Source organism: Acinetobacter sp. AG3 (assembly GCF_022343575.1).
GTDB lineage: Bacteria > Pseudomonadota > Gammaproteobacteria > Pseudomonadales > Moraxellaceae > Acinetobacter > Acinetobacter guillouiae.
In genome coordinates this window covers 3,210,926-3,230,370 of sequence record NZ_JAKQZD010000001.1, presented here as the reverse complement: position 1 = coordinate 3,230,370, position 19,445 = coordinate 3,210,926, and the positions used below count along the sequence as shown (strand labels likewise).

13 protein-coding genes are annotated in these 19,445 nt (G+C 40.1%); 7 read left to right on the top strand and 6 right to left on the bottom strand.

What is annotated here, in order from left to right; all coding sequences use genetic code 11:
• Nucleotides 1-3: 3 nt before the first annotated feature.
• The 3 genes from nudC to dnaQ all read right to left on the bottom strand — a co-directional run bounded on the left by nudC (nt 4) and on the right by dnaQ (nt 3,954).
• Complete coding sequence (gene nudC, locus L3V46_RS14935) at nt 4-762, bottom strand: NAD(+) diphosphatase (RefSeq protein WP_034614261.1); 759 nt, start codon at nt 760-762, stop codon at nt 4-6.
• Complete coding sequence (locus L3V46_RS14930) at nt 762-2,405, bottom strand: hypothetical protein (protein WP_034614264.1); 1,644 nt, start codon at nt 2,403-2,405, stop codon at nt 762-764. Before L3V46_RS14930 ends, nudC begins: the two co-directional genes overlap by 1 nt.
• A 127-nt stretch (nt 2,406-2,532) precedes the next feature.
• A complete protein-coding gene (gene dnaQ, locus L3V46_RS14925; protein WP_239046130.1) occupies nt 2,533-3,954 on the bottom strand; it encodes a DNA polymerase III subunit epsilon in 1,422 nt (473 codons plus the stop codon).
• A 215-nt stretch (nt 3,955-4,169) separates the two neighbouring features.
• On the opposite strand from dnaQ, the gene L3V46_RS14920 reads away from it, so the two are divergent.
• The 6 genes from L3V46_RS14920 (at nt 4,170) to L3V46_RS14895 (ending at nt 14,506) form a co-directional block, all read left to right on the top strand.
• Nucleotides 4,170-7,448, top strand: a complete 3,279-nt coding sequence (locus L3V46_RS14920; RefSeq protein ID WP_239046129.1) for a LysM peptidoglycan-binding domain-containing protein — start codon at nt 4,170-4,172, stop codon at nt 7,446-7,448.
• A 72-nt stretch (nt 7,449-7,520) separates the two neighbouring features.
• Nucleotides 7,521-9,371 (top strand): extracellular solute-binding protein, encoded by a 1,851-nt coding sequence (locus L3V46_RS14915; RefSeq protein ID WP_239046128.1) that lies wholly within the window; start codon nt 7,521-7,523, stop codon nt 9,369-9,371.
• A 104-nt stretch (nt 9,372-9,475) separates the two neighbouring features.
• Nucleotides 9,476-10,546, top strand: coding sequence for a microcin C ABC transporter permease YejB (gene yejB / locus L3V46_RS14910; RefSeq protein WP_239046127.1), 1,071 nt, complete (start codon nt 9,476-9,478; stop codon nt 10,544-10,546).
• Nucleotides 10,546-11,562, top strand: coding sequence for an ABC transporter permease (locus tag L3V46_RS14905; RefSeq protein WP_239046126.1), 1,017 nt, complete (start codon nt 10,546-10,548; stop codon nt 11,560-11,562). The genes yejB and L3V46_RS14905 overlap by 1 nt, the downstream gene beginning before the upstream one ends.
• Entirely contained in the window at nt 11,534-13,129 is a 1,596-nt protein-coding gene (locus L3V46_RS14900) for a dipeptide ABC transporter ATP-binding protein (RefSeq protein ID WP_239046125.1), read from the top strand. Before L3V46_RS14905 ends, L3V46_RS14900 begins: the two co-directional genes overlap by 29 nt.
• Nucleotides 13,130-13,261: 132 nt before the next feature.
• Nucleotides 13,262-14,506, top strand: coding sequence for an NADH:flavin oxidoreductase/NADH oxidase family protein (locus L3V46_RS14895; RefSeq protein WP_034614284.1), 1,245 nt, complete (start codon nt 13,262-13,264; stop codon nt 14,504-14,506).
• A gap of 306 nt (nt 14,507-14,812) precedes the next feature.
• Here the strand turns inward: L3V46_RS14895 and L3V46_RS14890 are convergent, their stop codons facing one another.
• From L3V46_RS14890 to map, 3 genes are all read right to left on the bottom strand, one after another.
• Nucleotides 14,813-16,039, bottom strand: coding sequence for an MFS transporter (locus L3V46_RS14890; RefSeq protein ID WP_239046124.1), 1,227 nt, complete (start codon nt 16,037-16,039; stop codon nt 14,813-14,815).
• A gap of 129 nt (nt 16,040-16,168) precedes the next feature.
• A complete protein-coding gene (locus L3V46_RS14885) occupies nt 16,169-17,305 on the bottom strand; it encodes an OmpW family outer membrane protein (protein ID WP_004820002.1) in 1,137 nt (378 codons plus the stop codon).
• A gap of 329 nt (nt 17,306-17,634) precedes the next feature.
• On the bottom strand, nt 17,635-18,462 hold the full coding sequence (gene map, locus L3V46_RS14880) for a type I methionyl aminopeptidase (RefSeq protein WP_004722029.1): 828 nt from the start codon (nt 18,460-18,462) through the stop codon (nt 17,635-17,637).
• A gap of 219 nt (nt 18,463-18,681) precedes the next feature.
• Between map and rpsB the strand changes: the two genes are divergently transcribed.
• Nucleotides 18,682-19,434, top strand: coding sequence for a 30S ribosomal protein S2 (gene rpsB / locus L3V46_RS14875; protein WP_004722027.1), 753 nt, complete (start codon nt 18,682-18,684; stop codon nt 19,432-19,434).
• Nucleotides 19,435-19,445 lie beyond the last annotated feature (11 nt).

Below are 19,445 nucleotides of genomic sequence, written 5' to 3'. Positions count from 1 at the left end.
AGATCAGTCTTTATGCATTGGTCTATTGTGAATTACATGTTCAATCATGGCATGGGCGATACTGCCACTAAAAGGCGTTTCGGGTAGCTGATCAAACTTAAAGAACTGAGCCTCACTAATTTCTTCTTCTTGCAAGACGATTTCACCAGATTCATATTCAGCCTTAAAGGCCAGCATAAGATTACTTGGAAAAGGCCAAGGTTGGCTGGATAAATATTGGACATTTTTGACATGTAGGCCAACTTCTTCCAACGTTTCTCTTTTAACCGCTTCTTCCAGTGTTTCACCGACCTCAACAAAACCCGCAATAAGACCATACATCTTGCTTTTATTCTTAGCATTTTTTGCCAATAGAATTTCGTTATCGCCACGAGTAATCACGGTGATAATACACGGTTGTACACGCGGGTATTGATGATAACGACAGCTAGGGCAGACCATGGCATATTCAGTGGGATGAACCTCGGTTTCGTGACCACAGTGGCTACAAAACTTATGGTTTCTTCGCCACTCTAGCAACTGTACTGCACGACTGGCTTGTTCAAACTCAGATTTGGTCCATTGTGAAATCAATTGACGAATCGGGATCAGTTGATATCCCGCTGGAATTTGATCTTCGATAAATAGATCTCGGGCAATAATCTGATCACCCGAGTTAAAGCTGATATCACTTGCTAACTTTTCAACTTTAGGCAGTTGTAAATTTTCATCCACTAAAAGTTGTTGATGGTGAAAGATATATGCAAGTGATAATTCTGACATTAGGCTACCGATTTTAAATTTTGACTACTTGTTAATGCTACATCAAACATGGCTTGTAAAACAGGTTGTTTATTTTGTAGATTTTCAATCATCATGTCTGCACTGGCTAAAACATCCAGCAGTTTATTGACTTGTGCAAGGTTAAACACGTGTTCTTTGTTAAGACCCGTTTGAATAAACTCCGCAGAGAGCAGCAATGCTTTTTGACCATCTTTTGCTGCAAGGAACAACAGCGCACCACCAATTTCACTTAATTGTGATGGCAGTTGGTCTAAACTTGTGCTTTGAGGATCTTGTAAATATTGCACCAATGTTTGTGAGCTTAAATCAACCAGCGCTTTGGTCTCAGTCAATAATGCTGCATGTGCTTCATCTAGACGATCTAATGAAATCTGCAAGTTATTCACTTTTAACTGTAAACGACTCGATGTGTAATTACGCTCTAATATACCAATCGAATTCATCGCTGATAAAATACTGTTCATCAACTGTTGCGCATAATTTTCATCTTTGAGCATGTTGTCTTGAGACAGTAGGTCAGCCTGTTGTTTCAGTCCGCTATAGGCTTCATTAAGATTCAAGACTTTAAATACATGCGCAAGATCGGTCAGTTTGCTTTTCAATTCTTGCGTTTTTTCATCACTCATATTTTTGTAGTTAAACTCAATATCATTACGGATTTGCGACATTTCGTCCGTAATCAGTTGGCTCACACTATGAATGGTTTCAAAGTCAGGGCCATATAAATGGCGACTAAATATTTGTAGTTGAGTGTCAGTCAGAATATCTTCGCCAACATTAATCTGTTCGCGGATGTGTTGTGATATTTCATCTTCTTGGCTGATACAAATACTCAAAATATTGGCTGTATCTAATAAAGATGGATTGAATCCGCTTAGATCTTTAAAGAATAAAGACATATTGGTTTCAATACTGATTAGCGTTCTGAGGCGTGTGTCATTGAGAATGATGTTTTCGATGTGATTTAAAGCAACTGAAACCAAAGCCCAGTATTGTGCACTTGCTTGGCCTTTGGCTGCATTTGCCAAATAAGTCCCAACCAGCTTGATGCCCTGTAAATCTAAATCTGTTTCTTGCTGTTTGAGCAGCTTGTGTAAGCATAATTTATACAGCTTATGTACATATACTGAATGCTCTAACTCAGGTGATTGCGGCAAGTTAAAATTCGGTGTTACACAGTCGAGCAGTGGAATAATTGCTTGACCTTCAGGTGTTAGATCTAGACCTAAAGAAAGTTCTAAGCGATTTAAGGTGTCATGCAAAAATTGTGGCGCTCTGACTTCACGAAGGCAAATAAACTCAATATAGCGTTTGAGCATGGTGGTGCCTTCACTCAAAGCGATGACTTCTTGAGTATTGATCTCATGTGGGTTTTGCATCACTTTACGCATCACCGCTGCTGAGAGTTGCGCAATTTTAGCAACATGCGGCATATCGATGAGCATCAGCACATTTACACATTGTTCAAATTGAAGCAAAGCATCATCAATACCGAAGGGTAAAGTTTGGTCTTCAACTAAACTACTGACAGCAGATTCTACCTGTAAAATTGAATTATCGACTTCTTTTTTAATAATAAGTAATGCTGTCGGATCAAAATGTATAGATGTTTGGTAAGACATTGATCTGCACCTATCCTGGGTATCTGAATGTTTTATTTCATAGCCTCAAAATGAGGCTAATTTTCTAAGTTTTAATATAGCCGAAGAAGACCATCTTTACAGAAAAAATAGCCATCAATTTCAAATTTTATTTTGCAAAAATGCAGGCTTCCCCATGTTTTTCTTGAAATTGTTTGACCCAGTTCTCATGTGCTTCTAATTCTTCATCTGAAGGCAAAATGATTGGGGCATTGATTTCAATTTTTTTCCGAGTTGTATTTCTTTGCGCCTGATCAGTATGTGCAGAAAGAGCATCCATGTCAAAGGATACTTGGCCGCCTGTCATGGCAAGATAAACGTCAGATAAAATTTCAGCATCGAGTAAGGCACCATGGAAAGTACGATCTCGTTGCGGAATTTCATAACGGCGAACTAAGGCATCCAAAGAGTTCTTTTGTCCGGGATGTTTGCTTTTCGCCATTGCCAAGGTATCAGTCACTTCACATACTTCTGAGAGTGCCTGTAGACCACTGCGCTTGAACTCCATATCTAAGAAGTTCATATCGAAGCTTGCATTATGCGCAATAATTTCACTGCCTTTTAAGTAGTCAAATAAAACTTGCGCAATTTCGCTATATTTTGGCTTATCTTTTAAAAACTCATCGGTAATACCATGAATGGCTTCTGAATCGCCAACTGGTTTTTCTGGATTAATATAGATATGAATCGAACTGCCAGTCAGTTTACGATTGACCATTTCAATTGCGCCAACTTCAACAATTCGGTCACTGTCCTGATAATAGAAACCGGTGGTCTCGGTATCCAGAATAAACTGTTTAGGACCATGTAACTGGACCGTCGCAGGTGTAATCACAATTTGTGGATGAATATCTCGCATTGCGGGTTGGCTCATTGCTGGCTCATCATTTTCATTGATATCTTGGTTAGATGGTTCTTCCATCACAATTTCATGAGCTGGCATAACATCCTGCTGAGGGCTAATTTCCGATTCTATCATTTCATCTGATTCAATCAGGTCAAATCCAAAGGGATCGTCAAGCAGCCAGTCTTTTTCATGTTTTTTTTTATCATCAGCCACTGCCATAGGTTCAGTCAGTTTGGTTGGCGCAGTGGTGTTTTTTTTTGCGTCGAGTATTTGCTGTGTACCTAAATTCGCCAATTGATCTGCCATTTCATTGCCTGCATGTCCAGCATGGCCTTTAATCCAGTTCCATTCAATTTCGCGACCTTGGCAGGTTTGATCGAGTTTTTTCCAAAGATCTGGGTTTTTTACATCTTTCCAGTTTTTCTTTTTCCACCCTTCAATCCATTCGGTAATGCCACGTTTTACATAGTTGGAATCGGTCCAAAGCACTAATTTTGCTTCGGTTGGGCAAAATGCGATCCCTTCAATGGCTGCGGTAAGTTCCATGCGGTTATTGGTTGTATCCAGTTCACCACCACACAACTTATGTTCTTCTGTTTCAGTGATGATATAAGCGCCCCAGCCACCAGGACCCGGGTTGCCTTTACAAGCACCATCGACATAAAGTGTGATTGTTTGTGACATAGTAATAACCAATGAAAGTGAATTAAGAGTTGAACATCGTGGTTTAAGAATTTATTGTATACGCAAATCGGCGTTTTCTACGCATGAACTGAGATTTTTTTAATTTCTTGTAACATTTGTATGCAATTCGCATTCAAAATTTGCCTTGTAAGCGCGTTTAGCTCTACTAAAATGGCAATGATAAAATAATTTACTAAATGTTGTTCGGAACTCTTATGTTTAAACCTACCACAATGGTGTGGCAACCTACTGCGACTGTTTTCTTTAAATTATCCTTATTAACATCTGCATTCGCAGCATTAGGGTTGACTGCAGGGTGTTCTTCGACGTCGACAACATCAAAAGTTCAAACATCAAAGTCAGCAGGTATGTTGGATGCCAGCAGTCTGGATTCTTTAGAAGATCTACTTTCTGCAACTGATATACGCGCGGTAGAGGGCGATCGCCTATTGATTTTAAAACATGGTGACGTATGGAAGCGGATGTCAGTCGGTTTTAAAATGGATGAAAACCATTGGGATCCTCGTATCGATGCGCAACGGAGCTGGTTTGTTTCACGCCAACCCTATATTGACCGTCTCAGTGCCCGTGCATCACGCTATCTTTACCATACCGTGAAAGAAGCTGAACGTCGTGGTTTACCTACTGAATTAGCACTGTTGCCGATTATTGAAAGTTCTTATGACCCAGCAGCAACCAGTAGTGCAGCAGCAGCAGGGATGTGGCAATTTATCCCAAGTACAGGGAAAATCTATGGTTTAAGACAAACCAGTTTATACGACGGGCGTCGTGATGTGGTTGAATCAACACGTGCCGCTTATGAATTTTTAGGCAGTTTATATAATCAATTCGGTTCTTGGGAGTTGGCTTTGGCTGCCTATAACGCAGGCCCAGGGCGTATCCAGCAAGCAATTAACCGTAACCAAGCTGCGGGCTTACCAACAGACTATTGGTCATTGCGTTTACCGCAAGAAACCATGAACTATGTACCACGCTTTTTAGCCGTGGCGCAGATTATTAAAAGCCCATCTAAATATGGGGTGAGCTTACCGCCGATTGCCAATCGTCCGCACTTTAGAGAAGTTGCAGTTCCACCGGGCGTACAACTCAATCAAATTGCTTCAATTACCAATTTAAGTCGTGCTGAATTATATGCTTTAAACCCTGGTCATCGTGGTGAATTTGTTGACCCTTCGAGTACCTTACGTATTTTGATTCCTGCGGATCTTAGTCCAACCGTCGATGCAAAACTAAGAGCGTTAAAACCGGGTTCTGATAGCGGTTTATGGGCAAGCAATACTGCGCCAACCACAGCTACACGAACTTTAACGCCTACAGCGGTCACCTCGACAGTGACTCAATCAATTACACCAAGTAAAGCGACGCCACCTGCTTTAACAACAGCAAAAACCACCACGACAACCACAGGTTCATTGAGCACGCTCAAAAATACACCACAAGGCTCGGATGCATTAGCGCAATTTGCTGCCAATGCTGATATTCCAAGTGCGCCACGTATTCCTGTTGCTGTGACCAATGCAGCCAATGTGAAACCTGTTGCCGCAGAGCCGCCAATTTCTGCACGTGAAAAAGCACAAATTCTTGCCGCAGTAAAAGCTGAAGGTGAAAAAGAAACGGTTAAACAAGTTTTAGAACCTCAAGCCACCCAAGCTGAAAAAGAAGAAGTGGTTAAAGAGATTAAGGCGATTGCACCACAAGGGACAGAAGTGCTTGACCCGTATGATGGTAAAATTAAGCTGACTGCAATTCAAACCAGTCAATCGGTTGCAGAGGTTCAAGGTAAAGAAAATACGGTTGGATTCTCATATCCTAAAGGTTTAGCAGATACCACACCTGCAAACTCGGAAGAAGCCAAACTGAATCAAGATAAGAACTTTAAGAAAACTGAAACTGAAGTTGTGGTTGAACCACCAAGAGGTAAACGCAGTACTTATACCGTTTTGGCAGGGGATACTTTAGCAACGATCGCTTTAAAGAATGGCGTAAATTGGCGCGATATTGCCAAATGGAACCAAGTTGATCCAAACGGAACTTTATTTGTTGGGGCGACTTTGTATTTATATGATGCCAAACCACAAATTGATACCCCTGTGGTTTCTCGCAAAAGCACGGATTCAGCTCCAGCCAACTATGTGGTTAAACCAAATGACAGTTTAACCAGTGTGGCAAATCAGTTTGATTTATCTGTTTCACAATTGGCAAATTATAATAATCTGAATACCAACAGTAATTTATTTGTCGGTCAGAAATTAAAGCTTAAAGATGCTTCAGATGATAAATTATCTGAAATCAATAAAGCAGTGGTTCGTGCAGATACCTCTAAGCCTGTTGCTAAAATCAAGACCAAGGCTTATGCAGTTAAACGCGGCGAATATCTTAAAGTGATTGCCGATCGTTATGCTTTATCTGTACATGAACTCGCTGATTTGACTCCAGGGCTAGATACTTCAGGTAGCTTATTTGTGGGGCAAAAGATCAATGTACCACTCAATGAAGTCAATGAGCCAGAAGCTAAACTTGACTCTAAAGTGATTGATCAAAGTAAGTTTAAGAATGTGAAAGCTGAAACAAACTATAAAACTGAGAACTATAAAGTTCAAAGTGGCGACAGTTTATCCAGTATTGCAGTTCAGTCTAAATTAAGCTTGGCAGAATTAGCCGAGTTAAACAAAATTTCGACATCTAAAAACTTGCTTGTGGGTCAAATCATTAAGATCCCTGCTGGAACATCAACACCAGAAACCTATACTGTGCAATCTGGTGATAGCCTGATTGCGCTGGCAAATAAATATAATTTGCAAGTTAACCAAATAGCCGATTTAAATGGTTTAAAGAGCACATCTGGTTTGTTTGTTGGGCAGAAATTGAAATTGACTGGCACGCCTGAAACCAGCAGCAAAGAGAAAGCACAAGCGAGAAATGAGTCGAGATCAGAAGGCGCTAGCAAAGATATTCATGTGGTCAAATCAGGTGAAACACTGGCAAGCGTTGCAAAAAAATATAAACTGCAATTGTCTTATTTAAGTGAATTAAATGGTTTGTCGCGTAATCAGGCTTTGGATATTGGACAACGCTTAAAGCTTGATGGGGAATTACCCAGTAAATCCACGCTATCTAAAGAAAAAGAAGACCTAAAGGCGACTGCGAAAGCAACAGCTAAAGCTTCGAGTAAGAATACTGAAAGCTATGCGGTGAAGTCAGGTGAGTCGTTAAATGCGATTGCAAATCGTGTTGGCATGTCAGTTCAAGAACTGGCTGAATTGAATGATCTGAGTCCACGTGCGGGTTTACAACGTGGACAATCTATTCGTATTCCTAAAACAGTGACTGAATACAAAGTGAAAAGCGGTGATTCATTGATTCGTTTAGCCAGTAAATTTGGGATTGATACCAGTGCACTTGCTGAGATGAATGAATTAAAACCAAACGCATCATTACGCATTGGCAGCATTATTAAAGTTCCGAATCTTTAAGCGCCATTTTATTGGAGTGACGTTTAAAGCTTAACATTTCAAAAACTTTTTTGAATAAAGGAAAATAGGGGAATGCGCCTAAGTTTTGCATGTGTCAGCCCGATCGGGCTGGCATTGGGATTATGTGTTGCAAGCTTAAATGTTGATGCTGCTCTACAGACAACAGCATATATTGCTGTACATAATGCTCCACAGTATGACAAAGCTCAGGCAATGCCTTATGCCAATAGCAATGCACCCAAAGGCGGCTATATCAGTACAGCGAGTATAGGCACCTTTGATAATCTCAACAGTATGAATGGCAAAGGCAGTTCAACTGAAGGGATTAATTATCTGTTTGATAGCTTAATGGATAGCTCACTGGATGAGCCGGGTGTGTTATATCCGCTTCTCGCTGAAAAAGTCACTTATGATCCTGTTAAAACCAAATTTGTTATTTTCCATTTAAATCCTAAAGCCCGTTTTAGTGATGGTTCACCTGTCACGGCTGAGGATGTTAAATTTAGTTTTGATACCATTCAAAGCAAAGCCAATCTGGGCTTTCAAATGTATTTGTCTGATTTAGCCAAGACTGAGGTATTGTCTAAATACCAAGTGAAAATGACATTTAAATCAGACCACAATGCAGATATGCCCTTTATTTTGGCAAAAATTGCGATTTATTCAAAAGCAGATTGGAAAAATAAAGACTATAGCAAAGTGACCTTGCAGCCGATTTTAGGATCGGGGCCTTATCTGATTGAGCATATTGATTCTGGGCGCAGTATTAGCTATAAGCGCAATCCAAATTATTGGGCAAAGGACTTAGCCATCAATCGTGGTCGTTATAACTTTGATCACATGAAATATGTTTATTATCGAAGCCCTGAAATCGCTTTTGAAGGGTTTAAATCTGGACAATATCGCTTTTATCAAGAAAAAAATGCCCGTAACTGGGTCACTGAATATAATTTTCCTGCGGTAAAACAAGGTTTGGTGAAAAAATATATTTCTAAGATTGAAACACCAGCGCTCACGCAAAGTTTGGTTTTTAATACCCGAAAGGCGCCATTCAGTGATCTCAATTTTCGCCAAGCATTAACCTATGCTTATGATTTTGAATGGATCAACAAAGCATTGTTATATGGTCAAAATATTCGCTTGCAAAGCCACTTTCAAAACAGTGAGCTTGCTGCGACTGGAAAACCAAGCGCGAAAGAACTTGCAATTTTAACGCCTTATTTAAAGCAATTGCCCGCATTACAACGGCAAGGTGTATTGGCAGATTGGAAATACCCAGTTTCAGATGCCAGTGGTTTTAACCGACAGAATTTATTGATTGCACGTTCGATGCTATTAAAGGCGGGTTATCGTTTTCACAATGGACTATTGGTGGATAGACAAGGTCGCCCCATTCAAATTGAATTTCTGATTCATCAAGATGGTGCACTACGGACTTTGTTGCCTTATATTCGTAATTTAAAAAAACTTGGGATTCAGGCAAATATTCGTCAAGTCGATTTACCGCAATATACAGAACGTATGCGCCGTTTAGATTTTCAGATGACTGCTATCGATATGCCGCAATCCTTAACACCGGGTGCTGAACAGGCACAGATGTGGGGCAGTAAAGCTGCCGATGAAGTGGGCAATTACAATTATGCGGGTGTCAAAAGCCCAGTGGTCGATCAGCTGATTCAACAGATTATTTACGCACCGAACCGTGAACAATTGGTGCTTCGTACCCGAGCACTGGATCGGGTATTACGTGCAGGCTATTATCAAATTCTGACTTATGGCAATGATAAAAACTGGTATGCTTATTGGAATATGTATCAGCAACCCAAAGTTAAACCAAAATTATCCCTCGGTTTAGAATATTGGTGGGCAGATGCAGATCAAGCGAAAAAAGTAGAGCAATATTTAAAAAATCGAGCATTTTAAAAGCATAATTTTAAATCTTCATGGTTAAAACATCAGTGGCTCAACGTGAGTGATGTTTAAATTGACATATCTACCCTCATGAGGTCATAAGGAACATCGTTTCAATGGGCACATATATACTCAAAAGGCTGTTACTGATCATCCCGACATTGTTCTTTGTTCTCTTGATCAATTTTGTTGTGGTTCAAATTGCACCTGGTGGGCCTGTTGAACAAGCGATTCAACAAGCGGAAAACTTACAAGGGGTCAATATGACTGCTGGGGGGCTATCATCTTCGGTAAATAACCATGAGTATCGTGGTGCACAGGGCTTAAGCGAAGATATGGTCAATAAAATCAAACAGCAATATGGCTTTGATCGACCTGCACATGAACGATTCTGGTTGATGTTAAAAAACTATTTAGCTTTAGATTTTGGCACAAGTTTTTTTAAAGATAAGCCAGTGACTGAGCTGTTATGGGAAAAAATGCCAGTCACCATTTCCTTGGGTGCGTGGAGCACTTTTTTAATTTATTTAATCTCAATTCCTTTAGGGATTAAAAAAGCCAAACAACATGGCTTATTTTTTGATAAATCAACCTCATTACTTTTGGCTGTGGGCTATGCCGTTCCCGCTTTTGTATTTGCAATATTGTTGATCGTATTTTTTGCTGGCGGTTCTTATTTACAATGGTTTCCATTACAAGGCTTTGTTTCAGACAACTTTCACAGTCTCAATTTATTTGAAAAAATAGCAGATTATTTTTGGCACATGGCTTTACCTTTGCTGGCCATGGTGTTGGGCGGATTTGCAAGTTTAACCTATTTGACAAAATATTCATTTATGGAAGAGCTCAATAAGCAGTATGTGCTTGCGGCACGAGCAAAAGGCTTAACTGAAAATGATGTGTTATATAAACACGTGTTTCGCAATGCATTGTTGGTGATTGTTGCTGGCTTGCCTGAAGTATTGGTTGGGGTGTTCTTTGTTGGAAATCTACTGATTGAAATTATTTTTAACTTGGATGGCTTAGGCTTGCTGGGTTTTGAAGCCGTGCAACAACGTGATTATCCAGTGATTTTTGGTGCTTTGTTCTTTCTGACCTTATTTGGGCTGATTTTACGTTTAATCTGTGATGTGGTTTATCGTGTGATTGATCCGCGAATTGATTTTGAATCGAGAGGTGCAAAATAATGTCACCGATCATGCAAGCTCGAATACAGAAATTTAAGAAGAATCGCTTGGGTTTTGTCTGTTTCATCGTATTTATCGTTTTATTTATCCTTTCAATTTCTGCCGAATTTATTGCCAATGATAAGCCCTTATTGGTCAAATACGATCAGCATTATTACATGCCAGTTTTAAAGGCTTATCCTGAAACACATTTTGGTGGGGTCTTTGAAACAGAAGCTGATTATCGTGATCCGGTGGTTCAGCAGTTGATTGATGAAAAAGGTTGGTCGATTTGGCCACTGGTTCGTTATTCCTACCAAACTCCCAATTTAGATTTAGCCGTTCCTGTTCCATCACCACCCACCGCACAAAACTGGTTAGGTACAGATGATCAAGGGCGTGATGTATTTACCCGTATTCTTTATGGTCTACGCATATCACTGTTGTTTGGTTTGGCATTGACACTATTTGCTGCATTTATTGGAATTATTGTTGGGGCGATACAGGGCTATTATGGCGGATGGGTAGATTTAATTGGGCAACGTCTGCTTGAAGTTTGGGGTGGTTTGCCGACTTTATTTATGGTGATCATCTTGGTCAGTATATTTACCCCGAGTGTCTATTGGCTATTTCTGATTATGTTGATTTTTGGCTGGACAGAGTTGGTCGGTATAGTGCGCGCTGAGTTTCTTCGTGCCCGTCATTTAGATTATGTTCAAGCAGCACGTGCATTAGGGGTGAGTGATTTGATGATTATGTTCCGACATATCTTGCCCAATGTGATCAGTTCAAGTTTATCTCAACTTCCATTTATGCTGACTGCAAATATCACCGCACTTACTGCATTGGATTTTTTAGGTTATGGGCTTCCACCAGATGCAGCCTCCCTCGGTGAATTATTACTACAAGGTAAAAATAATTTAAATGCGCCGTGGCTGGCTTTATCCGGATTTTTTACTTTGGCCTTGGTGCTATCTTTATTGATTTATATTGGGGAGGCGACACGCGATGCATTCGATCCAAGACGTCAAAAATGATCAATCTTTGTTGTTGTCTGTCCAACATCTGCATATTGAAAATGAGCGTAAAGAGGTGCTGGTCAATAATCTTAACTTTGACCTACATGTTGGGGAAACTGTTGCGATTGTCGGGGAGAGTGGTTCAGGCAAATCAATTAGTGGTTTGGCATTGCTTGGCTTGCTTCCTGAAAATTTAACTGTGACTGGGCAAGCGTTATATGATGAGCAAAATCTATTGTCTCTTAATCAAAATGCGCAGTTGGCGATCCGTGGTAAAAAAATTGCCATGATTTTTCAAGAACCGATGACTGCACTCAACCCGCTACACAAGGTTGAGCGGATTATTGGTGAGACTTTACTTTTAGACGGGATGTCCAAGGAAAAAGTCAGAAAACGTGTCTATGACTTATTGTGTGATGTCGGAATGGATGAACCTGAGGATAAGTTGAATCGTTATCCACATGAGTTATCGGGTGGTCAGCGACAACGTGTTTTGATTGCATCGGTTTTGGCACAAAAGCCTGAAATTATTATCGCGGATGAGCCGACAACAGCCTTAGATGTCACATTACAATCGCAAGTTTTAAACTTATTACAACTGCTTATTCTAAACCATAAAATGGCCATGATTTTGGTTAGTCATGATTTGAATTTGGTACGTAAATATGCCAATCAAGTGATTGTGATGAATCAGGGGCAGGTTGAAGAAAAAGGCACAGTTCGAAATATTTTTCAAAACCCTAAAGCCAGCTATACCCAATATTTATTGGATCATGATTTTGGTGAAGCCAATGCTTTACCGCATAAACGTAATTTAGTTTTATCTCTACATCGTGTTGGGGTGAAATTTCCAATAAGAAAGGGCATATTTAATCGAGTTAAAGATTATTTTGTTGCCGTTCAACCACTCAATTTACGTTTAGATCGCGCTGAGTCCATCGGTATTGTCGGAGAAAGCGGTTCTGGTAAAACCTCTTTGGCGCTGGCAATTGCACGGCTTATACAGTGCTCAGGCAATGTTTTTCTACTCAATCAAGACTTGAACAGATTGAGTCAGCGTAAATTACGTCCGCTTCGATCCAATTTTCAAATTGTATTCCAAGATCCGTTAAGCAGTTTAAATCCACGTATGACTGTCGACCAGATTATTCGAGAGGGCTTGGCGTTACAACATCTAAAAGAAGCTGAAATGTTGATTCGTATCAATGAAATTTTAGATAAAGTAGAGCTCCCGATAACAGTTAAACAGCGTTATCCGCATGAATTGTCTGGCGGTCAACGGCAACGTGTGGCTTTAGCCCGTGCAGTGGTATTACGCCCTAAATTACTGATTCTCGATGAACCAACCTCAGCTCTTGATCGAACCACACAACGTGCGATTGTAAAATTACTGCGCCAGTTGCAACAGGATTATCAAATGAGTTATTTGTTTATTAGTCATGATTTACAGGTGGTAAAAGCACTTTGTCAGAAAGTTTTGGTATTAAAAGATGCTAAAGTTATCGAGTTTCAAGACACTCAAGCCTTATTTGATAAACCTTTAAATGACTATACCAAGCGATTAATTGCAGCGAGTCAGTATTAACGCTGTATAGATGGTTGTGGTTCAAAAAATATTCACATTAACAAAGTTGACAAAATGCATTGTCAGATTTACGCTTGAACTATTATAAATTTAAATTAGAGTAAAAGCTCTAATCACTAAAGAGATTTGACCATGAGCCATCTTGCACAAGCATTAGAAATAAAAAACACGCGATTTAAAAACCGAATCATTAAAGGTGCAATGAGTGAAGCATTGGCCAATCATGCAGGGCAACCGAACCAATTGCATTTAGGTTTATATGATGCTTGGGGGAAAGGCGGCTTGGGTTGTGCCATTACGGGTAATGTAATGGTGGATTTCCGTGCGAAAAATGAGCCGGGTGTTGTTGTAGTTGAAACGGAACGTGATCTTGCCAAACTGACTGAATGGGCAAATGTAGGTAAAAAGCACGGGATGGTACAATTGATTCAGTTATCACATCCAGGTCGCCAATGTCCAAAAGGACTCAATAAAGAAACAGTGGCACCTTCAGCAGTGCCTTTTAGTCCAATGCTGGCAACGACATTTGGTACACCACGTGCACTCAATGAAGCAGAAATTTTAGATATCATTCAACGATTTGCTGAAGCTGCGCGGATCTGTGAAAAAGCAGGTTTTGAAGGTGTACAATTACATGGCGCACATGGTTATTTAATCAGTCAATTTCTTTCACCATTGACCAATAAACGTCAAGATCAATGGGGCGGTTCGATTGAAAACCGCATGCGTTTCTTGTTAGAAATTTATGCTGCAGTGCGTGCTAAAACCTCAGAAAACTTTATTATCTCAGTCAAACTGAACTCTGCAGATTTCCAGCGTGGTGGAATCACAGAAGAAGAAGTGGTTCAAGTATTTAAAGCCATTGATACAGCAGGGATCGATTTGATCGAAATTTCTGGTGGTACCTATGAAGCACCAGCAATGGCAGGCGCAAAAGCGGATAAACGTAAGCAAAGTACGATTGCACGTGAAGCATATTTCTTGGATTTTGCAGAAAAAATTCGTAAAGAAGTTAAATGTCATCTTATGGTGACAGGTGGTTTCCGTACAGCACAAGGTATGAACGCGGCTTTAGACAGTGGTGCGTGTGAATTTATTGGGATTGCACGTCCTCTTGCGGTAGAACCTGAAGTCAGCAACAACTTGATTGCAGGTCAGGACGTTCGATACGCAGTAGAACAGATCAAAACAGGTATTCCTTTTGTTGATAAAATGGCGATCATGGAAATCCTGTGGTATGCCGCGCAGTTTAAAGCGATTGGAGAAGGGAAGAAGCCAAATCCTAAGCTTTCTCCACTCAAGGTTTTCTTTAATTATGCAAAAAATAATATCAAAGCGGTGATTCAAGGACGAGTAAACTCGCGAAAATCAGCTTAAGGTCATCGAGTATTGATCATTAAAAAGACCATTGTGAAATGGTCTTTTTAATGTGTGAACTTTTTTATTTAAAAAGATAAAGACTGAATAGTGAATTTTAAAAAAGCTGCCATAAGCACGATTGTCTGGCAGCTTTTATTGACCGTTTTTGAATCAATAGCACTGAGATTCAGCTCAAATTAATGCGCACAAAAAGCCATATTAAAATATTCAAATAATTCAGGCGTGTTCAACCACAGCATACTTGACAGCCCGAACAGAACAACAATAACCAACCAGATACTGAGCTTGAACCACGAGAATGAGTTAGTCATTAACCACAGCCTCTTCATTGACAAAGAAATGCACAATAACGCCGACTACACACAAGGCAATTGAGCATCCCCAAATGATGTTGTAGTTACCCGTTATATCATGATTTAAACCGCCTAGCCATCCACCAAAAAAAGAACCGATTTGGTGAGTGAAAAACACCAGACCGCTTAGCATGGTTAAGTATTTTACACCAAGCATATTGGCCACAATACCGTTGGTTAGAGGTACAGTCGAAAGCCATAAGATTCCCATAACGATACCAAAGGCGTAAACAGTCCAAATACTCAATGGCAGCATCAGAAATGCAACAATCGCAACGCCACGTAAACCATATAAACCCATAAGCAGATGCGGTTTGGAATACTTACCACCAAGCCAACCTGCGGTATAGGTTCCGATAATATTAAATAGACCAACTAATGCAAGAAAGATCGTTCCAGTGGAGGCATCAAAACCATGATCAATCAAATAACCTGGCAGGTGAATGCCTAAAAAAACCACTTGGAACCCACATACTGAGAAACCAAAGGCCAACCATAAAAAGGGTTTATGCTGAAAGGCAATTTTAAGAATCTGTTTAAAGCTTAAATTGGGTTTTATCGCTTGTTTAATTGCGTTTGGTGGGACATACATGGGGGCTTTAAGCATCCATGCCAATGGAACAATCAACACGATCAGCATTGCTGTAATGACCAGCGCAGATGACCAGCCGAAGTTTTTAATGAGAAGCAGGGTGGTTGGCAACATAATGAATTGCCCAAATGAACCTGCTGCACTGGCAATACCCATTGCCATACTGCGCTTGCTTGGATGCGCTGCTCGTCCTACGGCTGAAAGTAATACCGAGAATGAGGTTGCAGAGAGGGCTAAGCCGATAATTAAGCCGACACTGATATCTAGTAACAGTACATTTGAACTGATGGACATTAACAATAGACCAATGGTGTAGAGCACCCCGCCTATTGCAACAATCTTCTTACTCCCATATCTGTCTGCAAGCGCACCAGTAAAAGGTTGTACTGCGCCCCAGAATAGATTTTGTATGGCAATGGCTAAACTAAAAACTTGATGACTCCAACCAAACTCATGGCTCATGGGCACAAGATAAAGCCCAAAACCGTGACGTACACCTAAAGAGAGTGCCAAGATAAAAGCACTTCCAATAAGCATATAAATGAGTGGTTTAGAGAAACGCGTGTCGTCCTGTTGTACTGACATAAGCTATCCATTGAATCATCATATGAGAATTGTAGATGATTCAATGGGACTTAGCGATAGAATAAAAATTTATCAATCGATAAATTTTAGTGATCAATCAACACATTTTAATGAAAATAAATTTAGCTTTTAGAAACGATAACCCACACCGACATAAGTAATCAGAGGATCAATATCAATTTTGGTTTTAGCACCGATGAGCGATTTCCCTGTATTGTTGTCAACGACAGTGATTTTGACATCACCACTCATTGGTGCATAAGTGACAGAGCCTACTCCAAACCAACGATCATTAAAATCATAGGTTGCACCCAACGTAGCCATAGGCGCTATGGCATCGTCGGCTTTTACTTTAACGCGAGGATCAGCTGATGATGTTTTTCCTTCTAATGCTGCACCTGCCTGACCATCAAGAACATTTTGAACCATGTGGCCTGCAGCAATTAAATCTTTGTTGATACCAGAGTCAATTTTTACATTGGTAAAATGCGCATACATGACACCGACGCCGACATAAGGTCTAAGTTTATTTACACCAGATTTACCAAATTGATAATGTATTTCTGCGGCAGGTAACCATGCTGTTGCAGATGCAGCTTTTTTCGATTGCTCTAAATTGGTAATCGGGATTTGTGTATCTAAAGGAATACCACCAATGCCATTAATTAAGCCATTGGCAATTCCGCCAATGATCGGTGTATCCAGCTTACCTTCAGGTGTCGCAATACCAAGTACAGGGGCATTAATTTGGCCTTGTCCTTTAATATCAACTTTAGGGGGAATACCTGCTTTAAATTCTAATGAAATATTATCGGTAAAGAAGTAATTTGCCATGATCCCTAAGGTATCAACATTATCTGCTTTCAGTCCTGCATCTGCATTATTCCAGCTTTCTAAACTGGTAATATTGGCTTTACCACTCATGTTTGAGGTTAATGTTCCATTTTTAATTAAGCCTAAAGTTTCACCAAGTTTTGCCACACCCAATAACTTTTCTTTTTTGGCGGCACCTTCTTCGGTATTGGCAATTGCATTGGTCACAGTGTCAAGTTGCACATCACCAACCGCATAATCGCCTTTCTTAACACTGGTATTGATGTTTACACCATTGGGATTACCTTGCGGCATTGCATGTAGCCAACCTGCTGAAACAGAAAAGCGTTTAAATCCATCACCATCTTTCAGACTAAAATAGGGTGAATCTGCATGGGCCATCATCGGTAAAGTCATGCATGAGGTCATGATGCAAAGTAATGATTTTTTCATAGGTTTGGACTCCATGTCCGTAATTGATACTAATTTTTATGCGTTTTTATTATTAGAAGTTTTTGCTGTTAATTAATGTAGTCTTTACAAAGGCTTTTTTTAAGTGAATGTTCTTTTTTTAATGTTTTATTTATCATAAGTTTATAAATGTAATACAACTGTAATCGTGTTGTCATGATATTACATGCTAAAAATAGGCCATGATCTCGGTTAAAAATAACCATAAAACATTGACTTGGCAGATAAGGAAAAACTCAAGCCATAAAAAAAGGCCATATAAATATGACCTTTTGTTAAGCAGCATAAGTCATTTTAGTCAATGACTTTCGTTATTTTTGAAAACGAGATAGATCTTCTTCAGGGCGCGCAGTTAAAACTTCTACACCGTCTTTGGTCACCAGCAGGGTATGTTCATATTGAGCTGAAAGACTATGGTCTTTGGTCACCACCGTCCATTTATCACCCATTAAACGTGTTTGCCAAACACCCGCGTTGACCATTGGTTCAATGGTAAAGGTCATACCTTCTTCCAAAACCATACCTGAATTAGGTTGACCATAGTGAAGGACTTGTGGCTCATCATGGAATACTGTACCAATACCATGACCACAATATTCACGCACCACACTAAAGCGTTCTGATTCAACATATTTTTGAATCGCTGCGCCAATATCACCAATGGTTGAGCCCGGTTTCACCGTTTCCATACCACGGTACATTGCTTCTTGAGCAACTTTACATAAACGTTCAGCAATAATCGATGTTTCACCACCAACCACATACATCATATTGGTATCGCCGTGATAACCATCTTTAATCACAGTGACGTCAATATTGAGAATATCGCCTTTCTTTAAAATTTTACTTGCAGATGGAATACCGTGACATACCACATGATTTACAGATGTACAAATCACATGTTGGAATGCAGGGCGACCAGGTGCAGCGCCATAACCTAAACATGCAGGTATAGCGTCTTGTTTGTTGACAATATAGTCATGACAAATCGTATCCAATTCAAGTGTACTGACACCTGGTTTGATATGCGGTTTGATCATATCCAAAACTTCTGCAGCCAATCGACCTGCAACACGCATCTTTTCAATTTCATCTGCGGTTTTGATTAATCGACGTGGTGCTTCGTAAGTACTGTTCATGATCTTTAAAAACTTTTGGAAATTTGTATGTGACTATGGTATAAATAGCCGCCCAATTTATCAAATGCTTTCTGTGACTTTCTTTGTGAATGGTTTATGGAAATATTGATAAGGGTAATTTAAAAATCCGCACATATGTCGTCACATTACTCTGGGTGCCTGAAAGGGTGGAGAATGCGGACATATGGAGGCCTAACCCAAACTTTTAAGGTAAAGAAAATGGCAGATTACAACGTAAGCATGCGCGACCTTCTTCAAGCTGGCGCGCACTTTGGTCACCAAACTCGCTTCTGGAACCCAAAAATGCGTCAATACATTTTTGGTGCGCGTAACCGTATTCACATCATCAACCTTGAACATACTGTTCCTGCGTTAAATGATGCTTTGAATTTTGTTAACAATCTAGCAAGCAAAAAGAACAAAGTATTGTTCGTTGGTACAAAACGTGCTGCTTCTAACATCATTCGTGAACAAGCTCAACGCGCTGGTCAGCCTTATGTTGATCACCGTTGGTTGGGTGGTATGTTGACTAACTGGAAAACTCTTCGTCAGTCAATCAACCGTTTGAAAGATCTTCAAACTCAATCACAAGATGGTACTTTTGCTAAACTTACTAAACGTGAAGCATTAGAACGCGCTCGTGAAATGGAAAAACTTGAACGCTCTTTAGGCGGTGTTAAGAACATGGGTGGTTTACCTGACGCATTGTTCATCATCGACGTTGATCACGAAGCAATCGCGATTAAAGAAGCTAAAAACCTTGGTATTCCAGTAATCGGTATCGTTGATACAAACTCTAACCCAGATAACGTAGATTTCGTTATTCCTGGTAATGACGATGCGATCCGTGCTGTTACACTTTATGCTTCTGCAATGGCTGATGCAATTCTTGCTGGTAAAGAATACGCTCAAACTCAAGCGAATGCTCAAGCTAAAGGCGAAGAAGCTGCGAAAGAAGCTCCTGAGGCTTAATGCGTTTTGAC

Coding starts and splice junctions, on each gene's coding strand:
- L3V46_RS14915 (WP_239046128.1), top strand. CDS start 7,521: ATGCGCCTAAGTTTTGCATGTGTCAGCCCGATCGGGCTGGCATTGGGA.
- map (WP_004722029.1), bottom strand. CDS start 18,462: ATGAACAGTACTTACGAAGCACCACGTCGATTAATCAAAACCGCAGAT.
- L3V46_RS14905 (WP_239046126.1), top strand. CDS start 10,546: ATGTCACCGATCATGCAAGCTCGAATACAGAAATTTAAGAAGAATCGC.
- L3V46_RS14885 (WP_004820002.1), bottom strand. CDS start 17,305: ATGAAAAAATCATTACTTTGCATCATGACCTCATGCATGACTTTACCG.
- L3V46_RS14895 (WP_034614284.1), top strand. CDS start 13,262: ATGAGCCATCTTGCACAAGCATTAGAAATAAAAAACACGCGATTTAAA.
- nudC (WP_034614261.1), bottom strand. CDS start 762: ATGTCAGAATTATCACTTGCATATATCTTTCACCATCAACAACTTTTA.
- yejB (WP_239046127.1), top strand. CDS start 9,476: ATGGGCACATATATACTCAAAAGGCTGTTACTGATCATCCCGACATTG.
- L3V46_RS14930 (WP_034614264.1), bottom strand. CDS start 2,405: ATGTCTTACCAAACATCTATACATTTTGATCCGACAGCATTACTTATT.
- L3V46_RS14890 (WP_239046124.1), bottom strand. CDS start 16,039: ATGTCAGTACAACAGGACGACACGCGTTTCTCTAAACCACTCATTTAT.
- rpsB (WP_004722027.1), top strand. CDS start 18,682: ATGGCAGATTACAACGTAAGCATGCGCGACCTTCTTCAAGCTGGCGCG.
- dnaQ (WP_239046130.1), bottom strand. CDS start 3,954: ATGTCACAAACAATCACACTTTATGTCGATGGTGCTTGTAAAGGCAAC.
- L3V46_RS14900 (WP_239046125.1), top strand. CDS start 11,534: ATGCATTCGATCCAAGACGTCAAAAATGATCAATCTTTGTTGTTGTCT.
- L3V46_RS14920 (WP_239046129.1), top strand. CDS start 4,170: ATGTTTAAACCTACCACAATGGTGTGGCAACCTACTGCGACTGTTTTC.